We start from the raw sequence: 21418 nt of genomic DNA, 5'->3' as shown, positions 1-21418 counted from the left end.
AGTCGCATCGGCGCACCGCCGCTCCCACGCCATGGTGATCTTCCACATTCGTGTGGGGGGTTTGGGGGGCGCTGTGCCCCGGATGCTGTGAACAACAAGGAGAACCGGGATGGTCTTCTCGTCCAACGTGTTCCTGTTCCTGTTCCTGCCGGTTTTCCTCGGCTTGTACTACGTGAGCGGGAACCGCTATCGCAACCTGCTGCTGCTGGTTGCCAGCTACATCTTCTACGCCTGGTGGCGGGTGGACTTCCTCGCCCTGTTCGCCGGGGTCACCCTGTGGAACTACTGGATCGGCCTGAAAGTCGGCGCCGCCGGCGTACGCACCAAACCCGCGCAGCGCTGGCTGCTGCTCGGCGTGGGCGTCGACCTGTGCATCCTCGGCTACTTCAAGTACGCCAACTTCGGCGTCGACAGCCTCAACGCGATCATGACCTCGATGGGGCTGGAGCCGTTCATCCTCACCCACGTGCTGCTGCCGATCGGCATCTCGTTCTACATCTTCGAGTCGATCAGCTACATCATCGACGTGTACCGCGGCGACACCCCGGCCACCCGCAACCTGATCGACTTCGCCGCCTTCGTGGCGATCTTCCCGCACCTGATCGCTGGCCCCGTGCTGCGCTTCAAGGACCTGGTCGACCAGTTCAACAACCGCACCCACACCCTGGACAAGTTCTCCGAAGGCTGCACCCGCTTCATGCAGGGCTTCATCAAGAAAGTGTTCATCGCCGACACCCTGGCGGTGGTCGCCGACCACTGCTTCGCCCTGGAGAACCCCACCACCGGTGACGCCTGGCTCGGCGCGCTGGCCTACACCGCGCAGCTGTACTTCGACTTCTCCGGCTACAGCGACATGGCCATCGGCCTGGGCCTGATGATGGGCTTTCGCTTCATGGAAAACTTCAAGCAGCCCTACATCAGCCAGTCGATCACCGAGTTCTGGCGGCGCTGGCACATCAGCCTGTCGACCTGGCTGCGCGACTACCTGTACATCACCCTGGGCGGCAACCGCAAAGGCACCTTCAACACCTACCGCAACCTGTTCCTGACCATGCTGCTGGGCGGGCTGTGGCACGGCGCCAACTTCACCTACATCATTTGGGGCGCCTGGCACGGCATGTGGCTGGCGATCGAACGGGCGCTGGGCCTGGACACCAACCCGCAGCGTTTCAACCCGGTGAAATGGGCCTTCACCTTCCTCCTGGTGGTGGTCGGCTGGGTGATCTTCCGCGCCGAGAACCTGCACGTGGCGGCGCGCATGTACGGCGCCATGTTCAGCTTCGGCGACTGGCAGCTGTCGGAACTCAACCGCGCCAACCTCACCGGCCTGCAGGTGGCCACGCTGATCGTCGCCTACCTGACCCTGGCGTTCTTCGGCCTGCGCGACTTCTACCGCAATGCAACGCCAGCGCCCAAGGCCACCCCGGTGCAGGTCAACACCGACGGCTCGGTGGGCCTGGACTGGACGCGGATCATGACCCGCGCCCTGGTCCTGCTGCTGTTCGCCGCCTCGGTGCTCAAGCTCTCGGCGCAGAGCTACTCACCGTTCCTCTACTTCCAGTTCTGAGGCCCCGATCATGAACCGGACACTTCGCATCACCTATTCGCTGTCGTTCATGGGCCTGCTGGTCGGCCTGGGCGTGGCCTCACTCGGCGGGCTGGAAAGCTTCAACCGCACCGGGCACATGACCCTGCTCGACGGCAAGCTGGCCAAGGCCGCCGAGACCCACTACGACGAGCAGTTCCCGATCAAGCGCCTGGGCACCAACCTGTGGGCCGCGCTGGACTTCAAGCTGTTCAACGAAGGCCGTCCCGGCGTGGTGCTGGGCCGCGACCAGTGGCTGTTCAGCGACGAGGAGTTCAAGCCCACCGCCGGCGCCGAGCAGCTGATGCAGGACAACCTGGCGTTGGTGCGCGGCATCCGCGACGCCCTGCAGCGCCACGGCAGCCAGCTGGTGCTGGCGATCGTGCCGGCCAAGGCGCGCCTGTACGCCGAGTACATCGGCAAGGAGACGCCGGCCAGCCTGCACGACGAGCTGTTCAACCGCTTCCACGCCCAGGCGCGCCAGGCCAATGTGTTCGCCCCCGACCTGCTGGCGCCACTGGAGCAGGCCAAGGCCCGCGGCCAGGTGTTCCTGCGCACCGACACCCACTGGACGCCCATGGGCGCCGAGGTGGTCGCGCAGTCCATCGCCGAGGCGGTCAGCCGTCAGAACCTGCTCGACGGCGAACCCCAGGCGTTCATCACCGAGGCCGGCGCCACCGCGCCGTACAAGGGCGACCTGACCAACTTCCTGCCACTGGATCCGCTGTTCAGCAACCTGCTGCCGACCCCGGACACCCTGCAGCAGCGCAAGACCCACCCGGTGCAAGCCGACGACGAAGGCGACGACGCGCTGTTCGCCGACAGCCGGATCCCGGTGGCGCTGGTGGGCACCAGCTACAGCGCCAACCCGCACTGGAACTTCCTCGGCGCCCTGCAGCAGGCGCTGCGCAGCGACGTCGCCAATTACGCCGAGGACGGCCACGGCCCGCTGCTGCCGATGCTCAAGTACCTGCAGAGCGACGCTTTCAAGAACGCCCCGCCACAGGTCGTGGTGTGGGAATTCCCCGAACGGTATCTGCCAATGAAAAACGACCTCAGCGCCTTCGATCCGCAGTGGATCGCGCAGCTGAAGAAATCCCGCCAATCCGAAGAAAACCTGGCCCTGTCGTCCAATCGGACGGACCACTGAAGATAGAGAGGAATACGCACATGACCACCAAGACTTCCATTGCCAAAGCCCTCACCCTCGCCGCCGGCCTGTCCCTGGCCTCGCTGCAGGCCTTCGCCGGCGCCGATGCCGCCCTCTATGGCCCGAGCGCGCCGAAGGGCTCGACCTTCGTGCGCCTGTACAACGCCGCCGCAATCCCCACCGCCGCGTCGGTCGGCAACACCCAGATCAAGCAGGTTGGCGCCCAGGCCAGCAGCGACTTCAGCTTCCTGCCCGGCGGTGACTACACCGCCCAGGTCGGCGGCAAGAGCGTCCCGGTGAAGCTCGCCGCCGACAAGTACTACACCCTGGTCAACAGCAGCAGCGGCAACCCGCAGCTGATCGAAGAGCCGCCGTTCAAGAACAAGCAGAAGGCCCTGGTGCGGGTGCAGAACCTCAGCGACCAGTCGCTGACCCTGAAGACCGCTGACGGCAAGACCGAAGTGGTCAGCCCGGTGGCCGCCAAGGGTCGTGGCGAGCGCGAGATCAACCCGGTCAAGGTCAACCTGGCCCTGTATCAAGGCGACAAGAAAGTCGGCGACGTCAAACCCGTCGCCCTGGCGCGCGGCGAAGCCGCCGTGCTGTATGTCACCGGTTCCGGCAACAGCCTGTCGCCGGTGTGGGTCACTCGCCCCGTGGCTAGCAACTAATTCCCCTGCCTCTAAACGACTATTGGAGAAACATCATGATCCCGGTAATTCTTTCTGGTGGTAGCGGTTCGCGTCTGTGGCCTCTGTCGCGCAAGCAGTTCCCCAAGCAGTTCCTGGCCCTGACCGGCGAGCACACCCTGTTCCAGCAGACCATCCAGCGCCTGGTGTTCGACGGCATGGACACCCCCATCGTGGTCTGCAACAAGGACCACAAGTTCATCGTCCAGGAGCAGCTGAACGCGCTGAAGCTGGAAACCCAGGCCATCCTCATGGAGCCGTTCGGCCGCAACACCGCGCCGGCGGTGGCCATGACCGCGATGAAGCTGGTCAACGAGGGCCGTGACGAGCTGATGCTGGTACTGCCGGCCGACCATGTGATCGAGGACCAAAAGGCCCTGCAGCGCGCCCTGGCCCTGGCCACCGTGGCCGCCGAACGCGGCGAGATGGTGCTGTTCGGCGTGCCGGCGACCAAGCCCGAGACCGGCTACGGCTACATCCGCTCCAGCCAGGACGCGCTGCTGCCCGAAGGCGTGGCGCGGGTCGCGCAGTTCGTCGAGAAGCCCGACGAGAAGCGCGCCAACGAGTTCGTCCGCGCCGGCGGCTACTTCTGGAACAGCGGCATGTTCCTGTTCCGCGCCAGCCGCTTCCTCGAAGAGCTGAAAAAGCACGACCCGGACATCTACGACACCTGCCTGCTGGCCCTGGAGCGCAGCCAGGAGGACGCCGATGTGCTGAGCATCGACGAAGCCACCTTCGCCTGCTGCCCGGACAACTCCATCGACTACGCGGTGATGGAGAAGACCCAGCGCGCCTGCGTGGTGCCGCTGTCGGCCGGCTGGAGCGACGTCGGCTGCTGGTCGTCGCTGTGGGACGTGCACGAGAAGGACGCCGACGGCAACGTCACCAAGGGTGACGTGGTGGTGCAGGACAGCCGCAACTGCATGATCCACGGCAACGGCAAGCTGGTGTCGGTGATCGGCCTTGAGAACATCGTGGTGGTCGAGACCAAGGACGCCATGATGATCGCCCACAAGGACAAGGTTCAGGGGGTCAAGCAGCTGGTCAACACCCTCGACGCCCAGGGCCGCACGGAAACCCAGAACCACCTGGAGGTGTACCGCCCGTGGGGCTCGTACGATTCGGTGGACATGGGCGGGCGCTTCCAGGTCAAGCACATCACCGTCAAGCCCGGCGCCAGCCTGTCGCTGCAGATGCACCACCACCGCGCCGAGCACTGGATCGTGGTGTCCGGCACCGCCGAGGTGACCTGCGACGAGAACGTGTTCCTGCTGACCGAGAACCAGTCCACGTATATCCCCATCGCCTCGGTGCACCGCCTGCGCAACCCGGGCAAGATCCCGCTGGAGATCATCGAGGTGCAGTCCGGGAGCTACCTGGGCGAGGATGATATCGAACGGTTCGAGGATGTGTATGGGCGGACATCCACGCCGGTTGAGCGTGGGGTATCTGTGAAAACTATTGCGCAATAAGTAGAGCCAGCAGGCCCCTTGACGGGGCCTGTTTTAAATACATCACGCCATGAAGCCAAAATTTTACCTATTCGGTAGTTGGAGTCTCATATTCCCGTCAACGGTAAGCTCGTGCCCGCTCCCTGTATCGACTCTGACAGTAAATGCAAACTTGAACTTGAGCTCGTTTCCTACCACTTCTATTTCAGTTATTGTTGGGGTGGTATCGATATGAGCGCCATTTTTAACTACCAAAAAAGCATTGACCACACGTGGTTCCTGTTCTGTACCGACGATGTAAAATGCCGCCCCCAGAAGCCCCCTAAAATCTCCAGCATCCTCAAAATCCTGCTGCGCAATCACGAACAAGGGCAGCGTATCACCAGTACTACGAAGCTGGTCCGTAGCGTACTCCAGCCGACCGCGAAATCCTTTGTCGCCTGAAAACTTTCCATCAGACGTACCCGTGAGCGCCTTCAACCTATCGCCCTTTTTTTGATATCCTTCAAGTTCAGCAAGCCGTTTTTTAGCCTCATCATCATGTTGCGTTTTCATTGATCATTCCTCGGCGAAATCCCAGGTGACTTACAAACCACGACAGCCGCAATGCGAGCAACATACTCCCCATCACATTCATCGTCCGAACAACATATCGGCGCCCTAAAACTTGAACAACTAGCAGAATTATCAGGTCGCTGGAGGCAAAGCGTCGATGCCACTTGGGCCACCCTCCGGCCTTTCGGGCTCATGTATTTTGGCGCTACGATGGTCAAACCTCGTGTAATCAAGGCCTACTCACCACATGATCATCGGTGCCTTTCTTATCCTCACCTGGCTGGTGCTGCTGTTGCGTTACCCGGCCAAGGCCCTGCCGATATCCATGGCCGCCGTCTGTGGCCTGGGGCTGGTGGCGCTGTACGTGGTCTGGCAGGACACCCGCGAAGCCTCGCAACTGGCCCGCCTCGATATCCGCCTGGCCTACGCCCCCGACCAGTGTCCCGCCGACCGTGCCCTGCAGGTGCGCATGAAGAACGGCAACAAGGCCCCGCTCAGCGAACTGCGCTGGCGCGTCGGCGCCTATGCCCCCGGCGATACCGTGAACCTGGCCGAGAACACCTACGCCGCCCCGCGCTATCGTGGCCCCGGTGAGTTGCAGCCGGGCGCCGAATGGAGCGATTGCTTGCCATTGCCGCCACTGCGCTCAGGTTATCGGCCACAAACCCTGGAGTTTCGTGCCGAGCATCTGCAAGGTACATTCGCCAATTGAGCCCGCCTCATCGCGGGCAAGCCCGCTCCCACTATGCCTTGAGTCGGTGTCGTGGGAGCGGGCTTGCCCCGCGATGAGGCCGGTAGCCACGCCCCCATGTCCAACTGAACACAGGCCCGCCCCATGCCCACCGTCCTGATCACCGGTTGTTCCAGCGGCATCGGCCGCGCCCTGGCCGACGCCTTCCGCGATGCCGGCCATGAAGTCTGGGCCACCGCCCGCAAGGCACAGGATGTCGAACAACTGGCCGCTGCCGGCTTCAATGCCCGGCAACTGGATGTGAACGACGCCAATGCCCTCGCCCGCCTGGCCGAAGAACTGCAAAGCCTCGACATCCTGATCAACAACGCCGGCTACGGCGCCATGGGCCCACTGCTCGACGGCGGCGTCGAGGCCATGCGCCAGCAATTCGAGACCAATGTCTTCGCCCTGGTCGGCGTGACCCAGGCGCTGTTCCCACTGCTGCGCCGCTCCCGCGGGCTGGTGGTGAACATCGGTAGCGTGTCCGGTGTGCTGGTGACGCCCTTCGCCGGTGCCTACTGTGCCTCCAAGGCCGCCGTGCATGGGCTGAGCGATGCCCTGCGCCTGGAGCTGGCGCCTTTCGGGATCAGGGTCATGGAGGTGCAGCCGGGGGCGATCGCCTCGCAGTTTGCCAGCAATGCGCAGCAGCAGGCCGAGCAGGTGTTGGCAAGCGATTCGCCGTGGTGGCCGTTGCGCGAGCAGGTACAGGCCCGGGCTCGGGCGTCGCAGGATCGGCCGACGTCGGCGGCGGTGTTCGCCCAGGGATTGCTGGCGGCGACGCGCAAGTCGCCTGTGCCTGCGCTGGTGCGTATCGGCAATGGCAGCACGACCTTGCCGTTGATGGCCCGCCTGTTGCCGCAGCGCCTGCTGGATTGGGTGTTGCGCAAGCGCTTCGGTTTGTTGCGACCGCTCTGACGTCATCGCGGGGCAAGTCGCATCGGCGCACCGCCGCTCCCACGCATACCTGGGAGCCCCCGTGGGAGCGGGCTTGCCCCGCGATGCTGTTCAGACCTGATCGAACGCCTGCCAGCCGCCACCCAGTGCCTTGTACAGCCCCACCAGCGCCTGCGACACCGCCGCCGAGCTGTCGATCCACTGCTCCTCGCTGGCCAGCAACGCCGACTGCACCGTCAGCACATTGAGAAAGTCGACTGCCCCTTCCACATACTGGCGCTGCGCGGTTTCCAGGGCGATGCGGTTCTGCCGCACCGCCTCGGCCAGGTGATCGCGACGCAGCTGGCTGGCGTTATACAAGCGCAGCACATCGTCGATCTCATGCCAGGCGCCGAGCACCACCTTGCGGTAGTTCAGCGCCGCTTCTTGTTGCTGAGCCTCGCGCAGCTCCAGTTGACCCTTGAGCCGTCCGCCCTCGAAGATCGGCAACGACAGCTGCGGCCCGAAGGCGAACCGGCGCGAATCCCAGGCCCCGAAATCGGACAGTTGCATGGCCTGGAAACCGACACTCCCGGACAGGCGGATGCTCGGATAGAAATCGGCCTTGGCCACGCCGATGCTGGCGGTGGCCGCATGCAACCGGGCCTCGGCCTGGCGAATATCCGGGCGGCGCTCGGCCAGCTCCGACGGTACGCCGATGGCGAAGCGCTGCTGCGGCGCGGGCAGCTTACCGTCCGGCAGCAATTGTGCCTGCAAGCTGCGCGGCGGCTCGGCGGCGAGCAGGCTCAGGGCATTGATCAGGTCGTCGCGGCGGGCCTCGAGGGTCGGCAAGCGCGCCTCGATCGACGCCACCTGGGCGCTGGCCTGGGCAACGTCGAGCCGGGTGGCGACACCTTCGGCCTGGCGGCCTTCGGACAGCTTCAGGCTGTGTCGGGCGACCTTGAGATTGTCCTGGGTGATGTCCAGGGTGTGCTGCACGGCCCGCAGCTGGATGTAGTTGCCGGCAGTTTCCGACAACAGCGCCAGCAGCACGCCACGACGGTCGTTCTCGGCGATCGCCACGGTCGCGTCGGCGGCCTCGACCTGACGGCGCACGCGTCCCCACAGGTCCAGCTCCCAACCAGCGACCAGGTCCCCCTGCCACAGGTTGTACGCCGACTTGCCGGCCTTGCCGGAGGGGTCGTTCAACCCTACGGCGCTGTTGCGCGCTCGGCTGTAGCCTGCGTTTGCATCCATCGAAGGCATTTCGTCGGCCGCCACGGTGCTGCGCAAGGCGCGGCTCTGCAGCAGGCGGGCACTGGCCATCTGCAGGTCGAGGTTGCGCTCGGCGACCTTCTGGATCAGTGCGCTCAGCTGGGCGTCGTGAAAGCTGTCCCACCAGCGCAGTTCCAGCGGGCCGGCTACCGGCTGGCTGGCTGCGGCCTCACCTTGCAGCGAGGCCCAATCCTCAGGCGCTTCGCTGGACGGGCTCTGAAAGTCCGGTCCGAGGGTGCAGCCGGCCAGCATCGCGGCCAGCAGCAAGGGGGTCGCTGCGCGCCCCTTTCGCGGCACAAGGCCGCTCCTACAGGCGACCACGATCCTCTGCAGGAGCGGCCTTGTGCCGCGAAAGGGCTGCGCAGCAGCCCCGGCGCTCACAATTTTTTCAACCACATTGCTCATCGCACCGTCACCTCTTTACCGGCCAGCTTGTCACCCTGGGTGTCGATGACCGCCTCCACCGACATGCCCACCCGCAGGCGCTCCAACAACGGCTGGCCGTCATCGAAGACGATCTTCACCGGAATGCGCTGCACCACCTTGGTGAAGTTGCCGGTGGCGTTGTCCGGCTTCACCGCAGCGAAGGTCACCCCCGTGGCCGGGGCGATGCTCTCGACGCGGCCGTGGAGTTTCTCGCCGGAGAAGGTATCGACGCTGATACTCACCGGCTGGCCCGGCTGCACGTGGGTCAACTGGGTCTCCTGGAAGTTGCCGACGATGTAGGCGCGCTCCAGCGGCACCACCGACAACAGCCGCGCGCCCGGATTTACGTAGGCGCCGACGCGCAGGGCGCGCTCGCCGACCATGCCATCCACCGGCGCGGTGATGCGGGTATAGGACAGGTCCAGCCGGGCTTTCTCCAGGCCAGCCTCGGCCCGTTTCAGTTGGCCATCGGCACTGGCCACCTGGGCGCCGAGGATATCCACCTGCTTGCGCGTCGCCACCAGCGCCGCCTGGGTGTTGGCCAGCCGGGCACGGGCCTGGTCGACGCCACTGCGCGCCTGCTGGGCATTCTGCACGGTGCCGGCGCCCTGCTCGGCCAGGCGGCTGTAGCGGGTCACCTCGTGATCGGCGAACGCCGCCTCGGCCTGGGCCGCCTTCACCGCGGCCTCGGCCTGGGCGATCAGCGAGGCCTGGCGCTCGAGGGTGGCGCGGGCATCCAGGCTCTGCGCCCTGGCCACCAGCAACTGGGCCTGGGCCGCGTCGAGGGCGGCCTGGTAGTCGCGCGGGTCGATGGTCGCCAACAACTGGCCGGCCTTCACCTGCTGGTTGTCCTCCACCAGTACCTCCTTGATGAAGCCCGCCACCTTCGGCGCGACCACGGTGTAGTCGGCGGTCACATAGGCGTCGTTGGTGCTCTGGCGATGGTCGCTGCCGAACATCCAGGGGCCGACGATGGCGGCCAGCACGGCCACGGCGAGCACCGAGCCGATAAGGATTGTCTTGCGGTTGTTGGTCATTTCAAGGTCTCGGATTCATCCACGGATTCAGGCCACCGCACGCGGCGGGAAGATCCGGGTAGGCACGAAGGGGATCAGGCAGATCAGGGCGACGGCGATGCCCGCCATCACCAGGTACAGGTCGGCCGAGGTCAGCACCAGGGCCTGTTCATGGATGCGCTTGGCCAGGCCAGCGGCGTTGTCGTCGATCAGTGGCGCATTGCCCAGGCTGTCGACCAGGTGGTTGGAATGAAAATGCCGGCGCACGGTGCCCAGGGCGTCGAGCAGGCCACCGGCGATCACCGCCGACAGGCCCTTGACCGTGTTGAACCAGGCGGAGGCGAACGGGCCTTCCTGCGGGGTCATGCCATTGGTCGACAGCATCAGCAGCGGCAGCACCGCCATGGGCTGACCGAACACCTGCAGCAGGTAGAACGGGTAGAAGTCGCCACGGATCCACTGCGAAGTCAGCAGGCTGCCACCCACGCACGAAACCGCCAGCATGGCCAGGCCCAGCGCCAGCACCCAGCGGCAGTCCACCGCGCGGATGTTGCACAGCGCCGCAGTCAACGGCAGGGCAATCAGCTGCGGCATGGCCACCAGCATCATCAACGGGCTGGTCTGCGCCGGGCGGTAGCCCTGGATCTGCGCCAGGTAGGCGGACGGAATGCTGCCCACTCCCGAGAGCACGATCAGCACCCCGGCCAGGGTCACCAGGGCGAAGCTCAGGTTGCGCCGCGTGAGCATGCGCAACTGGAAGAACGGCAGCGGCTCGGACCATTCGTTGAACATGAACAGCACCAGCAGCAACACGCCACCGCCGAGCAGCCAGCAGATCAGCGGCGAGTCGAACCAGCCCCAGCGGTCGCCCAGCGACAGCCCGAGGACGATGCAGCTGATCGCCGGCAGGCCGAGCAGCACGCCGCGCCAGTCCAGTTGCCGGAAGCGCTCGAGGCGCAGCGGATCCTGGGGCAGGCCCCAGCCGACGCAGGCGATCGCCAGCAGCGAGGGCAGGATGATCTGCCAGAACGCCCACTGCCAGCCGACGTATTCGGTCCACAGGCCCGCCAACGGCGTGCCGAGGTTCGGCCCGAAGGTGGCGGTCAGGGCGTAGCAGGCCAGGCCGTAGACCTTGATGCCCGGCGGCAGGAAACGCAGCGCCACGCTCATCAGCATCGGTGGCAAGGCGCCCGAGGCGAAGCCCTGCAGCACGCGCAGCAGCATCAGGCTGTGCAGGTTGGGCGCGAAGGGTTGGATCAGGCCGAGCACGGCGAACACGCCGACGGCGCTCATGGTGAAGCGGCGCAACGAGAAGGTGGTGGCCAGCCAGGGCGCGAAGGCCATGGCCGAGACCGAGGCGGCGGCATAGACCGCCAGCAGCCAGGCACCTTCGTCGGCGCCGATGCCCATGGCGCCACGAATGTCGCTCAGGGAAATCTTGGTCACTGCCTCGTTGAGCCCGGCGCACAGCACCGCCAGCAACACGCCGAACAGCCCGACCACCACCCTCAGGCCGAACGCCGTCTGCGCGGGGGCGGCCGGAGCGGGGGCGGCGGCCAGCGCGGCGGAGGGCGCGGTCAGGGAACTCATGGATAGACATCTCCAGCAACAAATTCAGGGCTGGGAGAAGTCTAAGAAGGTCGAATGCTGACGAAAACTGACTTGTTGGCAGGTTTATGTTGCGTCAGACGCAATCCATGAAAGTCGGCGCCGCTTGCTTCTCGGGCCCTCTCCCACCGGTTCACCGTTGCACTCGAGCCTTGCTGGGGCCCTGTGGGAGCGGCCTTGCCGAGGCGTCGGACCGGTCGGAAAGGGCCGCAAAGCGGCCCCAGCGATCTTTGCTCAACACTGAAATCCTGGGGCCGCTGCGCAGCCCTTTCCGACCGGTCCGACGCCTCGGCAAGGCCGCTCCCACAGGTATCGCGCAAGGCTTGGGGTTAACGCACCCGCGCATCAAACACCGCTGATATCAAGGCTCCCCCGCGCAGCAGGCGCGCATGGTCTGGCGCAACCAGCGATGCGCCGGGTCGTTGTCGAAACGCGGATGCCAGGCCTGCATCACCCGCACCCTCTCCAGCGGCACCGGAATCTCGAACGAGCGCAGCGGCAGGCCGAACTTGGTCACGCTGCCGAGGATGTTCGCCGGCATCGGCAGGATCAGGTCCGACTCCGGCAACGAGAACATCGCCGAATGGAAACTCGGCGTGATCAGCGCCACCCTGCGCTGCACGCCATGGCCGCCCAGCTCCACGTCGATCGGCCCATTGGCCCGTCCGCGTCGCGACACGCTGATCTGCGGGTAACGGGCAAAGCGCTCCGGGGTGATCTCGGCGTCGAAGATCGGGTGGTCGGCCCGCGCCAGCCCGACGAACCAGGTGTCGAACAGGCTCTGCACCTTGATCTCCGGCCCCATGTCGATGCTCGAACTGACCACCAGGTCGATCTGTCCGTGGCGCAGCACCAGGTCATCGTCGCCCTGGTGCTCGGGAACGAAGCGCAGCACGGTGTTCGGCGCCTGCTCGAGCATCATGTGCAGCAGGCGCGCGCCATACAGGGCAATGAACAGGTCGTTGGTGCGGATATTGAAGGCCCGGTCGAGGTTCGGCAGGTCGACCTCGTCGCCACTGCGAAACACCAGACCGGCCTGCTCTACCAGCGCTCGTACCTGGTCGCGCAGGGCCAGCGCCCGTGGCGTCGGCACCAGGCCACGGCCGGCGCGCACCAGGATCGGGTCGCCCATGGCCTCGCGGATGCGCCCCAGCGTGCGGCTCATGGCCGCCGGGCTCAGGTTCATGCGCTGGGCGGCGCCGACCACGCTGCCTTCATCAAGCAGGGCATCGAGGGCGACGAGCAGGTTCATGTCCGGGAGTTGCATGGCCGTTTTCCGTGACAGCTGTGGGAAACGCGATGGTATCAGGTTGGTGGATTGCGTCAGGCGCAATGGCACCGTGCGTGAGGGGCCATTTATCCCGGCCGGTCAATGCTTCAGCCTGTACCGGCCCGATCGCGGGGCAAGCCCGCTCCCACGCCAGCCACACAAGGTTCGTGGGAGCTGGCTTGCCCCGCGATGGGAGATTAGGTTTCTACAAATGTCACCACCCTGCAAGGAACCCCCATGCCCCGCCCGGTCCTGATCGCCATCGACGCCTCCCCCGCCAGCCACGCCCTGCTCGACCTCGCCCGCCGTTACTGCCGCCCGGGCGAACACACCCTGCACGTGCTGCTGGCCATCGACTCTACCTTTGCCGTGCACGACCACCGTGCGGCCTACACCGAGGAAGAGCTGGAGGAATACCCCGCCGCCTGCGACGAACAGCAACTGGCCGAGCACGCCGTGAACAGCGCCGTGGGCACCCTGCGCGAAGCCGGGTTCGACAGCCTGGGCTGCATGGTCGCCGGCCAGCCGGTGGAGGCGATCACCACCAAGGCCCGGGAGCTTGAATGCGAGCTGATCATCATCGGCCACCGCCACCTGTCACGGGTAGGCAGGCTGCTGGACCCCTCGATCAGTGCCAAGGTCATCGACCGGGTGCAGGTGCCCGTGCTGGTCGGGGCTGCCTGAGCCCGAATAGCCGTTGATCAGGCAGTACACACGAGGTAATGCAATTGCATTGACCAGGTAATGCACTCGCATTACCTTGCTTGATACTACCCCTCGCGGACCTACGATCATGGCCACTACCTTCGAAGCCGAGTCGACCCTGACCGAGCGCTACCAGACCACGGTCCCCGAAACCGTTCGCCGCGCATTGGGCCTGAAAAAGCGTGACAAGATTCACTACTCGATCCGCCCCGACGGAGCGGTAATACTGACCCGCGCAGAGACAGCCGAGGAAGACCCCGCCGTGGGGCAGTTCCTGGATTTCCTGGCCCGGGATATCGCCACGAATCCGCAACGATTGAAGGTTGTCGATGCAGAGTTTGTCGCTCGCCTGGATGCACTGGTGGGCGACGTTGAAATCGATCTCGATCAACCTCTCTCGGCGGACGATGAATGACTGAAACGAGGCGCAAACCTCTTTGCGTACATGGCTGGAGCGTGTTCGCCCATCCCCTCTTTCTCGACAAGCTGGAGGCACTCATCGATGAAGTCGAAGTGCTTCAGAAGAAGGATCCGGTCGGCTACGTAAAGAAAAATGCGGCAAAACGATTGAAGGCCGTCAGACGCTTGGCCTTCGACGTCATTGCCCAGGCGCCTGGCAACCCTGACCATCGAATGGGCGGCACACTGGGCGCGGAACACAAGCACTGGTTTCGTGCAAAGTTCTTCCAGCAATACCGCTTGTTTTATCGCTATCACGCCTCCAGCAAGATCATCGTGTTGGCGTGGGTGAACGATGATGACAGCAAGCGCGCTTACGAAAGCAGTGACGATGCCTACAGAGTGTTCCGTCGCATGCTGGGCAGCGGACACCCTCCGGATGACTGGGACCAGCTGTTGCAGGAAGCGACCGCGGCAACAGCTCGATTCAACGCCACCCTAAAGCGCTGACACCTGCCCACCAATCCATCAATGGCGTCAGCGCAAGAACCGGATCATTCCTCGCTCGGTTTAACCACCACCGTACAGGTCGTCCCCGCCGCCAGCAGGAACCCGTCCGGCACTTCATCGATATGGATCCGCACCGGCACCCGCTGCGCCAGGCGCACCCAGTTGAAGGTCGGGTTCACATCGGCGATCAGCTCACGGCTCTGCGGGTTGTCGCGGTCGTAGATGCCACGGGCAATGCTCTCCACATGCCCTTTGATCCGCTCGCCGCTCATCATCTGCAACTCGGCCACATCGCCCACCTTCACATGGGGCAGCTTGGTCTCCTCGAAGAAGCCATACACCCAGAACGACTGCTCATCCACCACCGCCATCACCGCCTCGCCAGTGCGGGCATAGTCGCCCTTGTGGATGTTCAGGTTGGTCACGTAGCCATCGACGGTGGCGACGATCTGCGTGCGCTTGAGGTTCAGCTCGGCGGCCGCCAGCTGGGCCTGGGCGTGCTGGTAGTCGGCCAGTGCCGAGTCGGCGATGTTGCTGGCGTCGTCGCGGTTCTCTTTCGAGATCACCAGGTTGTCCAGGTCGGCTCGGCGCTTGGCATTCACCTTGCGCATCTCCCAGGTGGCCTTGCGCGAGGCCACCAGCGCCTTGGCCTGGTCCAGCGCCAGCTGGTAGTGCTCGGGGTCGATGCGGATCAGTACGTCGCCCTTCTTCACCCGCTGGTTGTCCTTGACCGGCACGTCCACCACATAGCCCGGCACATCGGCGGCGACGTTGATGATGTCGGCGCGCACCCGGCCGTCGCGGGTCCACGGCGTGGTCATGTAGTGCAGCCACAGCTGGCGGCCGATCGCCACGGCAGCGGCCAGCACCAGCAGGGTGGCGATCAGGCTGAAGAACTTTTTCATTGCAGGATTCTCACCAGTAGAGCGACAGCGCCAGGGCGCCGAACAGGCAGACGAACAGCGACAGGCGCAGCAGCGCCGGGTGCCAGAAGAAGCGATAGCCATCAACGCTTGCGATGAACCGGTCCAGGCCCCAGGCCAGGCCCAGGGCGAACAGGAACATCAAGGTCATGGTGGGCATGTACACGCCATGGAAGGCGATCTCACGGGGCATGGTGCAATCCTTTCGCCGGTGCCAGCGGCGACTGTGGGTCGAGCAGGGAGGAACGGATGAAGTGCAGGTAGCTCTGCGCCCGGCGCAGCACCGAGGTGTCGAAGTGCCGGGCGAAGGGTTCGTCGGTGGCCTGCACGCGGCTGATGGCGTGGTCCACCGCCACCAGGGCGCGCTCATGGTTGCTGGCGCTGGGCTGCAGGAATAGCCGCGCCAGGGCCCGGCCCATCACACGGATGGCCTGGCGCCAAGGCTGCGACTCGGCGTAGGCCGGGTGGACCGGTGCACGATCCTGCTCCTTGCGCAGCTCGATGATGGCGTGGCCAACCTCCAGCACGGTGAACATCCAGCCCATCAGTTCGCTCTGCACCTGCGGCTTGCCGGCGGCCAGGCCATAGGCCTGGTGCAGCAGGTCGCGGGTGCGGCTCTCGAACGCCGAGCCCAACCCGCGCAGTCGCCCGCCGATGGCGAACAGCACCTGCTCGCGCAGCTCCTGCTCCAGGCGGCTCCACAGCCAGCGGCTGTTGGGCGGCAGGATGATCGCCCCGGCCGCAGCGCAGACGAACATGCCGATGACCATGCCGATGTAGTCGTTGATGAAGGTGTAGGGGTCATAAATGGTCAGGTTGTTCGGCACCGAACCGATGGCGAAGAACACCAGCAGGCCCAGGCCGTAACCGGCATAGGCCGGGCGCGAGGCGAGGAACGCGCCAAGCACGAACACCGGCGCCAGCACCATGCACAACAGCGGAAAACCGTCGATCCAGGGGAACACAAAGAAGGTCTCGAAGAACCCGACGAAGGCGCCGATCGCCGTGCCGCAGGCCATCTGGAACGACATGCGCTTGGGGTTCGGCGAGGCCGCCGACAGGCCCACGGTGACGGTGGCGATCAGGGTCATCATGGCGCCGCTGGGCCAGTCGCTGAGCAGCCAGTAGCTGCCCAGCAACAGCAGCACCGCCGAGGCGCGCACGCCGGCGGCCAACGATACCAGCCAGCTGGTCTGGGCCACGTAGGGTTCGTCCCACTGTTCGCGCTCATGCTTGTGCACGGCCAGCGAGGCGTGGGTCTCGGCGTAGCTGTACATCTCGTCGACGAAGCGGTACAGCAGCTCGAAGGCGGTGTGGAAATCGAGCAGGTCGGACTCGCTGGGGTTGGTCTCCAGGTACTCGGCGCGCAAGCCGCGCACCTGGGCCTGTAGGCCTTCCTTGTAGGTGCCCAGCTCCAGTGCCAGGCGCAAGGCATCGGCGTCGGTCAGAGCCCGACCGACATAGGGCTGCAGCAGCTCGGCCAGGGTGTCCAGGCCGGGCTCGATGGCGCCGACGATCTGCAACGGGCCACGGGCGCGCAGGCGCTCCAGCAACCGGTGCAAGGCATTGAAGCGCGTGGTGATGGCCATGAACTCGCTGTTCATGCGCACCAGGCGGCCCGAGCGCCGGCGCATGTGCGGGTCTTCGAAGGCGGTGACGTTGCGCAGGCTCTCCAGGCCCACCGCCTCGGCGACGAAGCGCACGTTGCTGGTCTCGAAGCGGTCGCGCTGGCTGTCGCCGCGCAGGGCCTCGACCACCACCCCGGCGAACACGCCGAAGCGCTGGTACAGGGCGTTGCGCATGGCGGCACTGGCCGACTGCGGCAGGATCGCGGCGCTGACGAAAGTCGAGACGAGAATGCCCAGGGCGATCTCCAACACCCGCCACACCGCCGCCATGAACGCCTGGTCGGGGTGCTGCAGCACCGGCAGGCCGATCATCGCCGCCGTGTAACCGGCCAGCACGAAGCCATAGGCGCGGAAGGTGCGGTAGCGCATGGCACCCGCCGAGCACAGCCCGACCCACAGCGCCAGGCTGGGCAGGAACAGCTCGGTGTTCTGCGGGAAGATCGCCATCAGCGCGACCATCATCGCCGAGCCGGCAAGCGTCCCCAGCACCCGGTAGAAGCTCTTGGCGAACACATGGCCACTCTGCGGCTGCATGACGATGAACACGGTGATCATCGCCGTGCGCGGCTGCGGCAGCTCCAGGCGCATGGCCAGCCACAGGGTGATGAACGCGGCGGCCAGCACCTTGAAGATGTAGACCCAGGTGACCCCGTCGGTGCGCGCCCAGGCGAAGAAACCCCGGCGCCATTCCAGGCTCTGCAGCCAGCGCAGGGGCAAGCTCAGTGTGCTCATTCGGCGTGGTCCGGCTGGTCGAAGATGGCCAGGGTGGCCGGCGTTTTCGGGGCGGCCTGGCGCTCTTGATCGGGCACATCCTTGCCCGCCTCCAGGCCGCCGCCCAGGGCGGTGACCAGCTCGGCATGGGCGGTCAGGCGCGCGGCCTGCACCTGCCGCTGCACCTGCTGTTGACGGAACAACAACGTCTGGGCGTTGAGCACGTTGAGGTAATCGGTCAGGCCACGCTGGAAGGCGACGGTGGCGATGTCGTAGGTCTTCTGCGCCGCAGCCACCGATTCGGCGGCGAAGTGCGCCTGTTCCTTCATCGACTCGCGGCGGATCAGTTGGTCTGAGATGTTCTTCAGCGCGCCGATCACCGTCTGGTTGTAGCGCGCCACGGCCACGTCATAGCCGGCCGAAGCCACGCCCAGCTGCGAGCGCAGGCGACCGCCGTCGAAGATCGGCAGGCTGATGGCCGGCCCCACGTTGTAGTTGAACTTGCGCCCGGTGAGGAACTCCAGCGGGCCGCCACCGGTGGCCATGAAACCAAGGCCGCCGACCAGGTCGACGTTGGGGAAGAAGCCGGCGTGGGCCACGTCGATGCCACGGGCCTGGGCCGCCACCTGCCAGCGACTGGCGACCACGTCGGGGCGCTGGCCGACCAGCTCGGCGGGCAGGTTCGACGGCAGTTTCAGCGGCGCGCCGAGGGTCAGGGTCGGGCGTTGCAGCTTCGCGCCCTCCCCCGGCCCCTTGCCGGCCAGGGCCGCCAGCTGATTGCGGGTCAGGGCGATCTCTTCGTTGAGGCTGTCGATCTGGCGGTGGGTTTCCGGCAGCGGCGCCTCGGCCTGGCTGACCTCGAAATGGGTGCCAATGCCACCGTCGAGGCGACGCTTGGCCAGGGCGACGATCTGCTCCTGCTGCGCAAGCTCGGCCTGGACGATATCGCGCCGGGCGTAATGCAGGCTGAGCTGGATATAGGCGCGCACCACGTTGTTCTCAAGCTCCAGCTGAGCCTGGCGCGCCTCGGCGACGCTCATGTGCGCCTGGTCCACGGCCTGCTCGCTGGCATTGCGCTCGCGGCCCCACAGGTCCAGGGCGTAGCTGAAACCAATGGCGGCGTTGTTGTCCCAGGTATTGGCGCCGGACAACGCGCCCGGGCCGTAGAACTGATCCTCGGGCCAGTTGTGGCGCTTGAGCGTGGCATTGCCGTTGGCCTGCAGTTTTTCCGCCGACTTGACCACGCCGGCCATGGCCTTGGCTTCCCGCACCCGGGCGGCGGCCATGGCCATGCTCGGGCTGCCGGCCAGGGACTGGGCGATCCAGGCGTCGAGCTGCGGGTCGCCATAGGCGCGCCACCATTGCTGGGCCGGCCAGTGGGCGTCGCGCGCGGCCTCGCGGATCGCGGCGTCGGTGGTCAGTTGGTTGGCTTGGAGGGTCTTGCTTTGCGGGGCGATGCCCCAGGTTCCGATACAGCCGCTCAAGGTGAGACAAAGGGCACAGGCACTGAACGCATGGAGCGCTCTGATGTGGCGACGCGGCACAGCTGCGATTTCCCGAGGAAGAGGTGGAGGGGCCGGGCAATTCTAGGGGCGGGTTTCATTGGCGATAAGCGCATATTCCTGCGAATCTTTGTTACCAAAACAGCGATAATCCGGCTTTAGTCGGAAGCGAAATTCCGCAACTTCATGTCACAATTTTGTCCTCTAAACCGAGAGTGACCCATGGACACCCTGCAAAACATGCGTGCTTTCAGTTGCGTGGCCCAGCTCGGCAGCTTCACCGCTGCCGCGGCGCAACTGGATACGACCACCGCGAACGTGTCGCGGGCGGTCTCCAACCTGGAAGCCCATCTGCAAACCCGCCTGCTCAACCGCACCACCCGGCGCATCGCGCTGACCGAGGCTGGCAAGCGCTACCTGATGCGCTGCGAACAGATTCTTACCTACGTGGAAGAAGCCGAGGCCGAGGCCAGCGACGCCCACGCCCGCCCCGCCGGGCAACTGAAGGTGCATTCGATGACCGGCGTCGGCCAGCACTTCGTGGTCGACGCCATCGCCCGCTACCGCGAGTCGCACCCGGACGTGACCTTCGACCTGACCATGGCCAACCGCGTGCCCGACCTGCTGGACGAGGGCTACGACGTGTCCATCGTGCTGGCCAGCGAGCTGCCGGACTCGGGCTTCGTCTCCCAGCGCCTGGGCATCACCTACAGCATCGTCTGCGCCTCGCCCGAGTACGTGGCCCGTCACGGCAGCGCGCACAAGCCGGCCGACCTGCTCAAGCATGCCTGCCTGCGCATGGTCAGCCCGGTGATCCCGCTGGAGAAGTGGCTGTTCGACGGGCCGGAAGGCCAGGAGATGGTCAACATCACCACCTCGCCGTTCCAGGTCAACTCGGCGGACGCGATGAAGACCGCGATCCGCAGCGGCATGGGCGTAGGCGTGCTGCCGATCTATTCGGCCATCGACGGCCTGCGCGATGGCAGCCTGGTGCGCATCATGCCGGAGTACCGCCTGCAGGAGCTGAACCTGTACGCGATCTACCCGTCGCGCCAGTACCTGGATGCCAAGATCAAGACCTGGGTCGAGTACCTGCGCAATTCGCTGCCGGAGATTCTTGCCGCCCATGAGGCCGACCTGAAGACCCATGAGCTGCTGATCGCCAACTGAAAAAAGCGGCTGCATTGGGGGTAAGGACAATGGTAGGTTGCTAACCATTGATTCCAGCGTCTGGCAGACAGGACCATGGGAGGACTTCGCCCTCCATCGCGACACAAGGCCGCTCCTACAGGGTTACGCGGTACCTGTAGGAGCGGCCTTGTGCCGCGAAAGGGCCGCACAGCGGCCCCGCTCTTCTGCCCGACTCCACCTCACGCCTTGCAGAGAAGCAGCCCGATGAAAAAGACCGTCCTGGCCTTCAGCCGCATCACGCCAGCCATGGCCGAACGCCTGCAACAAGACTTCAACGTGATCGTGCCGAACCCGAAACTCGGCGACATCAGCGCCCAGTTCAACGAGGCCCTGCCCGAGGCCCATGGCCTGATCGGCGTCGGTCGCAAGCTCGGCCGCGCGCAGCTCGAAGGCGCGGGCAAGCTGGAGGTGGTGTCCAGCGTCTCGGTCGGCTACGACAACTACGACCTGGACTACTTCAACGAACGCGGCATCGCCCTGACCAACACCCCCGACGTGCTCACCGAAAGCACCGCCGACCTGGGCTTCGCCCTGATCATGGGCTGTGCCCGGCGCACCGCCGAGCTGGACGCCTGGACCAAGGCCGGCCATTGGCAAGCCACCGTGGGGCCGGCGCAGTTCGGCTGCGATGTGCACGGCAAGACACTGGGCATCGTCGGCATGGGCAACATCGGCGCGGCCATCGCCCGTCGTGGCCGCTTCGGTTTCAACATGCAGGTGCTGTACACCGGCAACAGCCGCAAGACTGCGCTGGAGCAGGAGCTGGGCGCGCAGTTCCGCAGCCTGGACGCACTGCTGGGCGAAGCCGATTTCGTCTGCCTGGTGGTGCCGCTGTCCGAGGCCACTCGCAAGCTGATCGGTGCCCGCGAGCTGAAACTGATGAAGCCCAGCGCGTTCCTGGTCAACGTCGCCCGTGGGCCGGTTGTGGACGAGGCGGCGCTGGTCGAGGCGCTACAGAACGGCACGATTCGCGGTGCCGGGCTCGATGTGTACGAGAAGGAACCGCTCGGCGACTCGCCGCTGTTCAAACTGCCCAACGCATTGACCCTGCCGCACATCGGCTCGGCCACCGCCGAGACTCGCGAAGCCATGGCCAACCGTGCGCTGGACAACCTGCGGGCGGCGTTGCTGGGTGAGCGGCCGCGAGATCTGGTGAATCCGCAGGTGTGGAAGGGCTGAGCCTTTCAGCCCGAGTTACCGACCCTGTCGCGGGGCAAGCCC

The 21418-nt window shown here is 65.5% G+C and carries 20 protein-coding genes; 11 read left to right on the top strand and 9 right to left on the bottom strand.

The window, feature by feature from the left end:
• Window positions 1-109 precede the first annotated feature (109 nt).
• The 4 genes from HU751_RS19625 to HU751_RS19610 are packed head-to-tail and all read left to right on the top strand — an operon-like array spanning window position 110 to window position 4893.
• The gene (locus tag HU751_RS19625) at window positions 110-1567 is read left to right on the top strand and encodes an MBOAT family O-acyltransferase (RefSeq protein ID WP_186733507.1); all 1458 of its coding nucleotides are present in this window, start codon (window positions 110-112) and stop codon (window positions 1565-1567) included.
• A 10-nt stretch (window positions 1568-1577) separates the two neighbouring features.
• Window positions 1578-2735 carry an alginate O-acetyltransferase gene (locus HU751_RS19620; RefSeq protein ID WP_186733506.1) on the top strand — a complete coding sequence of 386 codons (1158 nt, stop codon included), beginning with the start codon at window positions 1578-1580 and terminating at the stop codon, window positions 2733-2735.
• A gap of 20 nt (window positions 2736-2755) precedes the next feature.
• Window positions 2756-3403 carry an alginate O-acetyltransferase AlgF gene (locus tag HU751_RS19615; RefSeq protein ID WP_186733505.1) on the top strand — a complete coding sequence of 216 codons (648 nt, stop codon included), beginning with the start codon at window positions 2756-2758 and terminating at the stop codon, window positions 3401-3403.
• A 35-nt stretch (window positions 3404-3438) separates the two neighbouring features.
• Entirely contained in the window at window positions 3439-4893 is a 1455-nt protein-coding gene (locus HU751_RS19610) for a mannose-1-phosphate guanylyltransferase/mannose-6-phosphate isomerase (RefSeq protein ID WP_186733504.1), read from the top strand.
• Window positions 4894-4956: 63 nt separating this feature from the next.
• Here HU751_RS19610 and HU751_RS19605 read toward each other — a convergent pair whose 3' ends face one another.
• Window positions 4957-5427 (bottom strand): hypothetical protein, encoded by a 471-nt coding sequence (locus tag HU751_RS19605; RefSeq protein WP_186733503.1) that lies wholly within the window; start codon window positions 5425-5427, stop codon window positions 4957-4959.
• A 247-nt stretch (window positions 5428-5674) separates the two neighbouring features.
• Here HU751_RS19605 and HU751_RS19600 point away from each other — a divergent pair, with 247 nt between their 5' ends.
• Both HU751_RS19600 and HU751_RS19595 read left to right on the top strand, forming a co-directional pair.
• Window positions 5675-6139: a multidrug transporter gene (locus HU751_RS19600; RefSeq protein WP_186733502.1), complete on the top strand. Its 465-nt coding sequence runs from the start codon at window positions 5675-5677 to the stop codon at window positions 6137-6139.
• Window positions 6140-6262: 123 nt separating this feature from the next.
• Entirely contained in the window at window positions 6263-7075 is an 813-nt protein-coding gene (locus HU751_RS19595; protein WP_186733501.1) for an SDR family oxidoreductase, read from the top strand.
• A gap of 90 nt (window positions 7076-7165) precedes the next feature.
• Here HU751_RS19595 and HU751_RS19590 read toward each other — a convergent pair whose 3' ends face one another.
• From HU751_RS19590 to HU751_RS19575, 4 genes are all read right to left on the bottom strand, one after another.
• Window positions 7166-8560 carry an efflux transporter outer membrane subunit gene (locus tag HU751_RS19590; protein ID WP_186733553.1) on the bottom strand — a complete coding sequence of 465 codons (1395 nt, stop codon included), beginning with the start codon at window positions 8558-8560 and terminating at the stop codon, window positions 7166-7168.
• Between the two features lie 149 nt (window positions 8561-8709).
• A complete protein-coding gene (locus HU751_RS19585; RefSeq protein WP_186733500.1) occupies window positions 8710-9771 on the bottom strand; it encodes an HlyD family secretion protein in 1062 nt (353 codons plus the stop codon).
• Window positions 9772-9798: 27 nt separating this feature from the next.
• The gene (locus tag HU751_RS19580; RefSeq protein WP_186733499.1) at window positions 9799-11340 is read right to left on the bottom strand and encodes an MFS transporter; all 1542 of its coding nucleotides are present in this window, start codon (window positions 11338-11340) and stop codon (window positions 9799-9801) included.
• 379 nt (window positions 11341-11719) lie between these two features.
• Window positions 11720-12625, bottom strand: a complete 906-nt coding sequence (locus tag HU751_RS19575) for a LysR family transcriptional regulator (protein ID WP_186733498.1) — start codon at window positions 12623-12625, stop codon at window positions 11720-11722.
• Between the two features lie 240 nt (window positions 12626-12865).
• Here HU751_RS19575 and HU751_RS19570 point away from each other — a divergent pair, with 240 nt between their 5' ends.
• From HU751_RS19570 to HU751_RS19560, 3 genes are all read left to right on the top strand, one after another.
• The gene (locus HU751_RS19570; RefSeq protein WP_186733497.1) at window positions 12866-13312 is read left to right on the top strand and encodes a universal stress protein; all 447 of its coding nucleotides are present in this window, start codon (window positions 12866-12868) and stop codon (window positions 13310-13312) included.
• A gap of 109 nt (window positions 13313-13421) precedes the next feature.
• Window positions 13422-13748: a type II toxin-antitoxin system PrlF family antitoxin gene (locus HU751_RS19565; RefSeq protein WP_186733496.1), complete on the top strand. Its 327-nt coding sequence runs from the start codon at window positions 13422-13424 to the stop codon at window positions 13746-13748.
• A complete protein-coding gene (locus HU751_RS19560) occupies window positions 13745-14242 on the top strand; it encodes a type II toxin-antitoxin system YhaV family toxin (protein ID WP_186733495.1) in 498 nt (165 codons plus the stop codon). The genes HU751_RS19565 and HU751_RS19560 overlap by 4 nt, the downstream gene beginning before the upstream one ends.
• A 44-nt stretch (window positions 14243-14286) precedes the next feature.
• On the opposite strand, the gene HU751_RS19555 is transcribed toward HU751_RS19560, so the two are convergent.
• The 4 genes from HU751_RS19555 to HU751_RS19540 are packed head-to-tail and all read right to left on the bottom strand — an operon-like array spanning window position 14287 to window position 19048.
• Window positions 14287-15147 carry an efflux RND transporter periplasmic adaptor subunit gene (locus tag HU751_RS19555; protein WP_186733494.1) on the bottom strand — a complete coding sequence of 287 codons (861 nt, stop codon included), beginning with the start codon at window positions 15145-15147 and terminating at the stop codon, window positions 14287-14289.
• A 10-nt stretch (window positions 15148-15157) separates the two neighbouring features.
• Entirely contained in the window at window positions 15158-15358 is a 201-nt protein-coding gene (locus HU751_RS19550; RefSeq protein WP_028689551.1) for a DUF1656 domain-containing protein, read from the bottom strand.
• Entirely contained in the window at window positions 15348-17525 is a 2178-nt protein-coding gene (locus tag HU751_RS19545; protein ID WP_186733493.1) for an FUSC family protein, read from the bottom strand. Before HU751_RS19545 ends, HU751_RS19550 begins: the two co-directional genes overlap by 11 nt.
• Window positions 17522-19048 carry an efflux transporter outer membrane subunit gene (locus HU751_RS19540; RefSeq protein ID WP_186733492.1) on the bottom strand — a complete coding sequence of 509 codons (1527 nt, stop codon included), beginning with the start codon at window positions 19046-19048 and terminating at the stop codon, window positions 17522-17524. The genes HU751_RS19545 and HU751_RS19540 overlap by 4 nt, the downstream gene beginning before the upstream one ends.
• Window positions 19049-19228: 180 nt before the next feature.
• Between HU751_RS19540 and HU751_RS19535 the strand changes: the two genes are divergently transcribed.
• Both HU751_RS19535 and HU751_RS19530 read left to right on the top strand, forming a co-directional pair.
• Window positions 19229-20176, top strand: a complete 948-nt coding sequence (locus tag HU751_RS19535; RefSeq protein ID WP_028689548.1) for a LysR family transcriptional regulator — start codon at window positions 19229-19231, stop codon at window positions 20174-20176.
• A gap of 225 nt (window positions 20177-20401) precedes the next feature.
• Window positions 20402-21376 carry a 2-hydroxyacid dehydrogenase gene (locus HU751_RS19530; protein ID WP_186733491.1) on the top strand — a complete coding sequence of 325 codons (975 nt, stop codon included), beginning with the start codon at window positions 20402-20404 and terminating at the stop codon, window positions 21374-21376.
• Window positions 21377-21418: the final 42 nt, after the last annotated feature.

The organism is Pseudomonas peradeniyensis (genome assembly GCF_014268935.2).
GTDB lineage: Bacteria > Pseudomonadota > Gammaproteobacteria > Pseudomonadales > Pseudomonadaceae > Aquipseudomonas > Aquipseudomonas peradeniyensis.
The sequence above is the reverse complement of the archived record's forward strand: the minus strand, read 5'-3'. Positions and strand labels throughout refer to the sequence as shown.

What these genes read in the sequence shown, in the direction of transcription:
- HU751_RS19625 (WP_186733507.1), top strand. Translation starts at nt 110, where the DNA reads ATGGTCTTCTCGTCCAACGTGTTCCTGTTCCTGTTCCTGCCGGTTTTC.
- HU751_RS19620 (WP_186733506.1), top strand. Translation starts at nt 1,578, where the DNA reads ATGAACCGGACACTTCGCATCACCTATTCGCTGTCGTTCATGGGCCTG.
- HU751_RS19615 (WP_186733505.1), top strand. Translation starts at nt 2,756, where the DNA reads ATGACCACCAAGACTTCCATTGCCAAAGCCCTCACCCTCGCCGCCGGC.
- HU751_RS19610 (WP_186733504.1), top strand. Translation starts at nt 3,439, where the DNA reads ATGATCCCGGTAATTCTTTCTGGTGGTAGCGGTTCGCGTCTGTGGCCT.
- HU751_RS19605 (WP_186733503.1), bottom strand. Translation starts at nt 5,427, where the DNA reads ATGAAAACGCAACATGATGATGAGGCTAAAAAACGGCTTGCTGAACTT.
- HU751_RS19600 (WP_186733502.1), top strand. Translation starts at nt 5,675, where the DNA reads ATGATCATCGGTGCCTTTCTTATCCTCACCTGGCTGGTGCTGCTGTTG.
- HU751_RS19595 (WP_186733501.1), top strand. Translation starts at nt 6,263, where the DNA reads ATGCCCACCGTCCTGATCACCGGTTGTTCCAGCGGCATCGGCCGCGCC.
- HU751_RS19590 (WP_186733553.1), bottom strand. Translation starts at nt 8,560, where the DNA reads ATGCTGGCCGGCTGCACCCTCGGACCGGACTTTCAGAGCCCGTCCAGC.
- HU751_RS19585 (WP_186733500.1), bottom strand. Translation starts at nt 9,771, where the DNA reads ATGACCAACAACCGCAAGACAATCCTTATCGGCTCGGTGCTCGCCGTG.
- HU751_RS19580 (WP_186733499.1), bottom strand. Translation starts at nt 11,340, where the DNA reads ATGAGTTCCCTGACCGCGCCCTCCGCCGCGCTGGCCGCCGCCCCCGCT.
- HU751_RS19575 (WP_186733498.1), bottom strand. Translation starts at nt 12,625, where the DNA reads ATGCAACTCCCGGACATGAACCTGCTCGTCGCCCTCGATGCCCTGCTT.
- HU751_RS19570 (WP_186733497.1), top strand. Translation starts at nt 12,866, where the DNA reads ATGCCCCGCCCGGTCCTGATCGCCATCGACGCCTCCCCCGCCAGCCAC.
- HU751_RS19565 (WP_186733496.1), top strand. Translation starts at nt 13,422, where the DNA reads ATGGCCACTACCTTCGAAGCCGAGTCGACCCTGACCGAGCGCTACCAG.
- HU751_RS19560 (WP_186733495.1), top strand. Translation starts at nt 13,745, where the DNA reads ATGACTGAAACGAGGCGCAAACCTCTTTGCGTACATGGCTGGAGCGTG.
- HU751_RS19555 (WP_186733494.1), bottom strand. Translation starts at nt 15,147, where the DNA reads ATGAAAAAGTTCTTCAGCCTGATCGCCACCCTGCTGGTGCTGGCCGCT.
- HU751_RS19550 (WP_028689551.1), bottom strand. Translation starts at nt 15,358, where the DNA reads ATGCCCCGTGAGATCGCCTTCCATGGCGTGTACATGCCCACCATGACC.
- HU751_RS19545 (WP_186733493.1), bottom strand. Translation starts at nt 17,525, where the DNA reads ATGAGCACACTGAGCTTGCCCCTGCGCTGGCTGCAGAGCCTGGAATGG.
- HU751_RS19535 (WP_028689548.1), top strand. Translation starts at nt 19,229, where the DNA reads ATGGACACCCTGCAAAACATGCGTGCTTTCAGTTGCGTGGCCCAGCTC.
- HU751_RS19530 (WP_186733491.1), top strand. Translation starts at nt 20,402, where the DNA reads ATGAAAAAGACCGTCCTGGCCTTCAGCCGCATCACGCCAGCCATGGCC.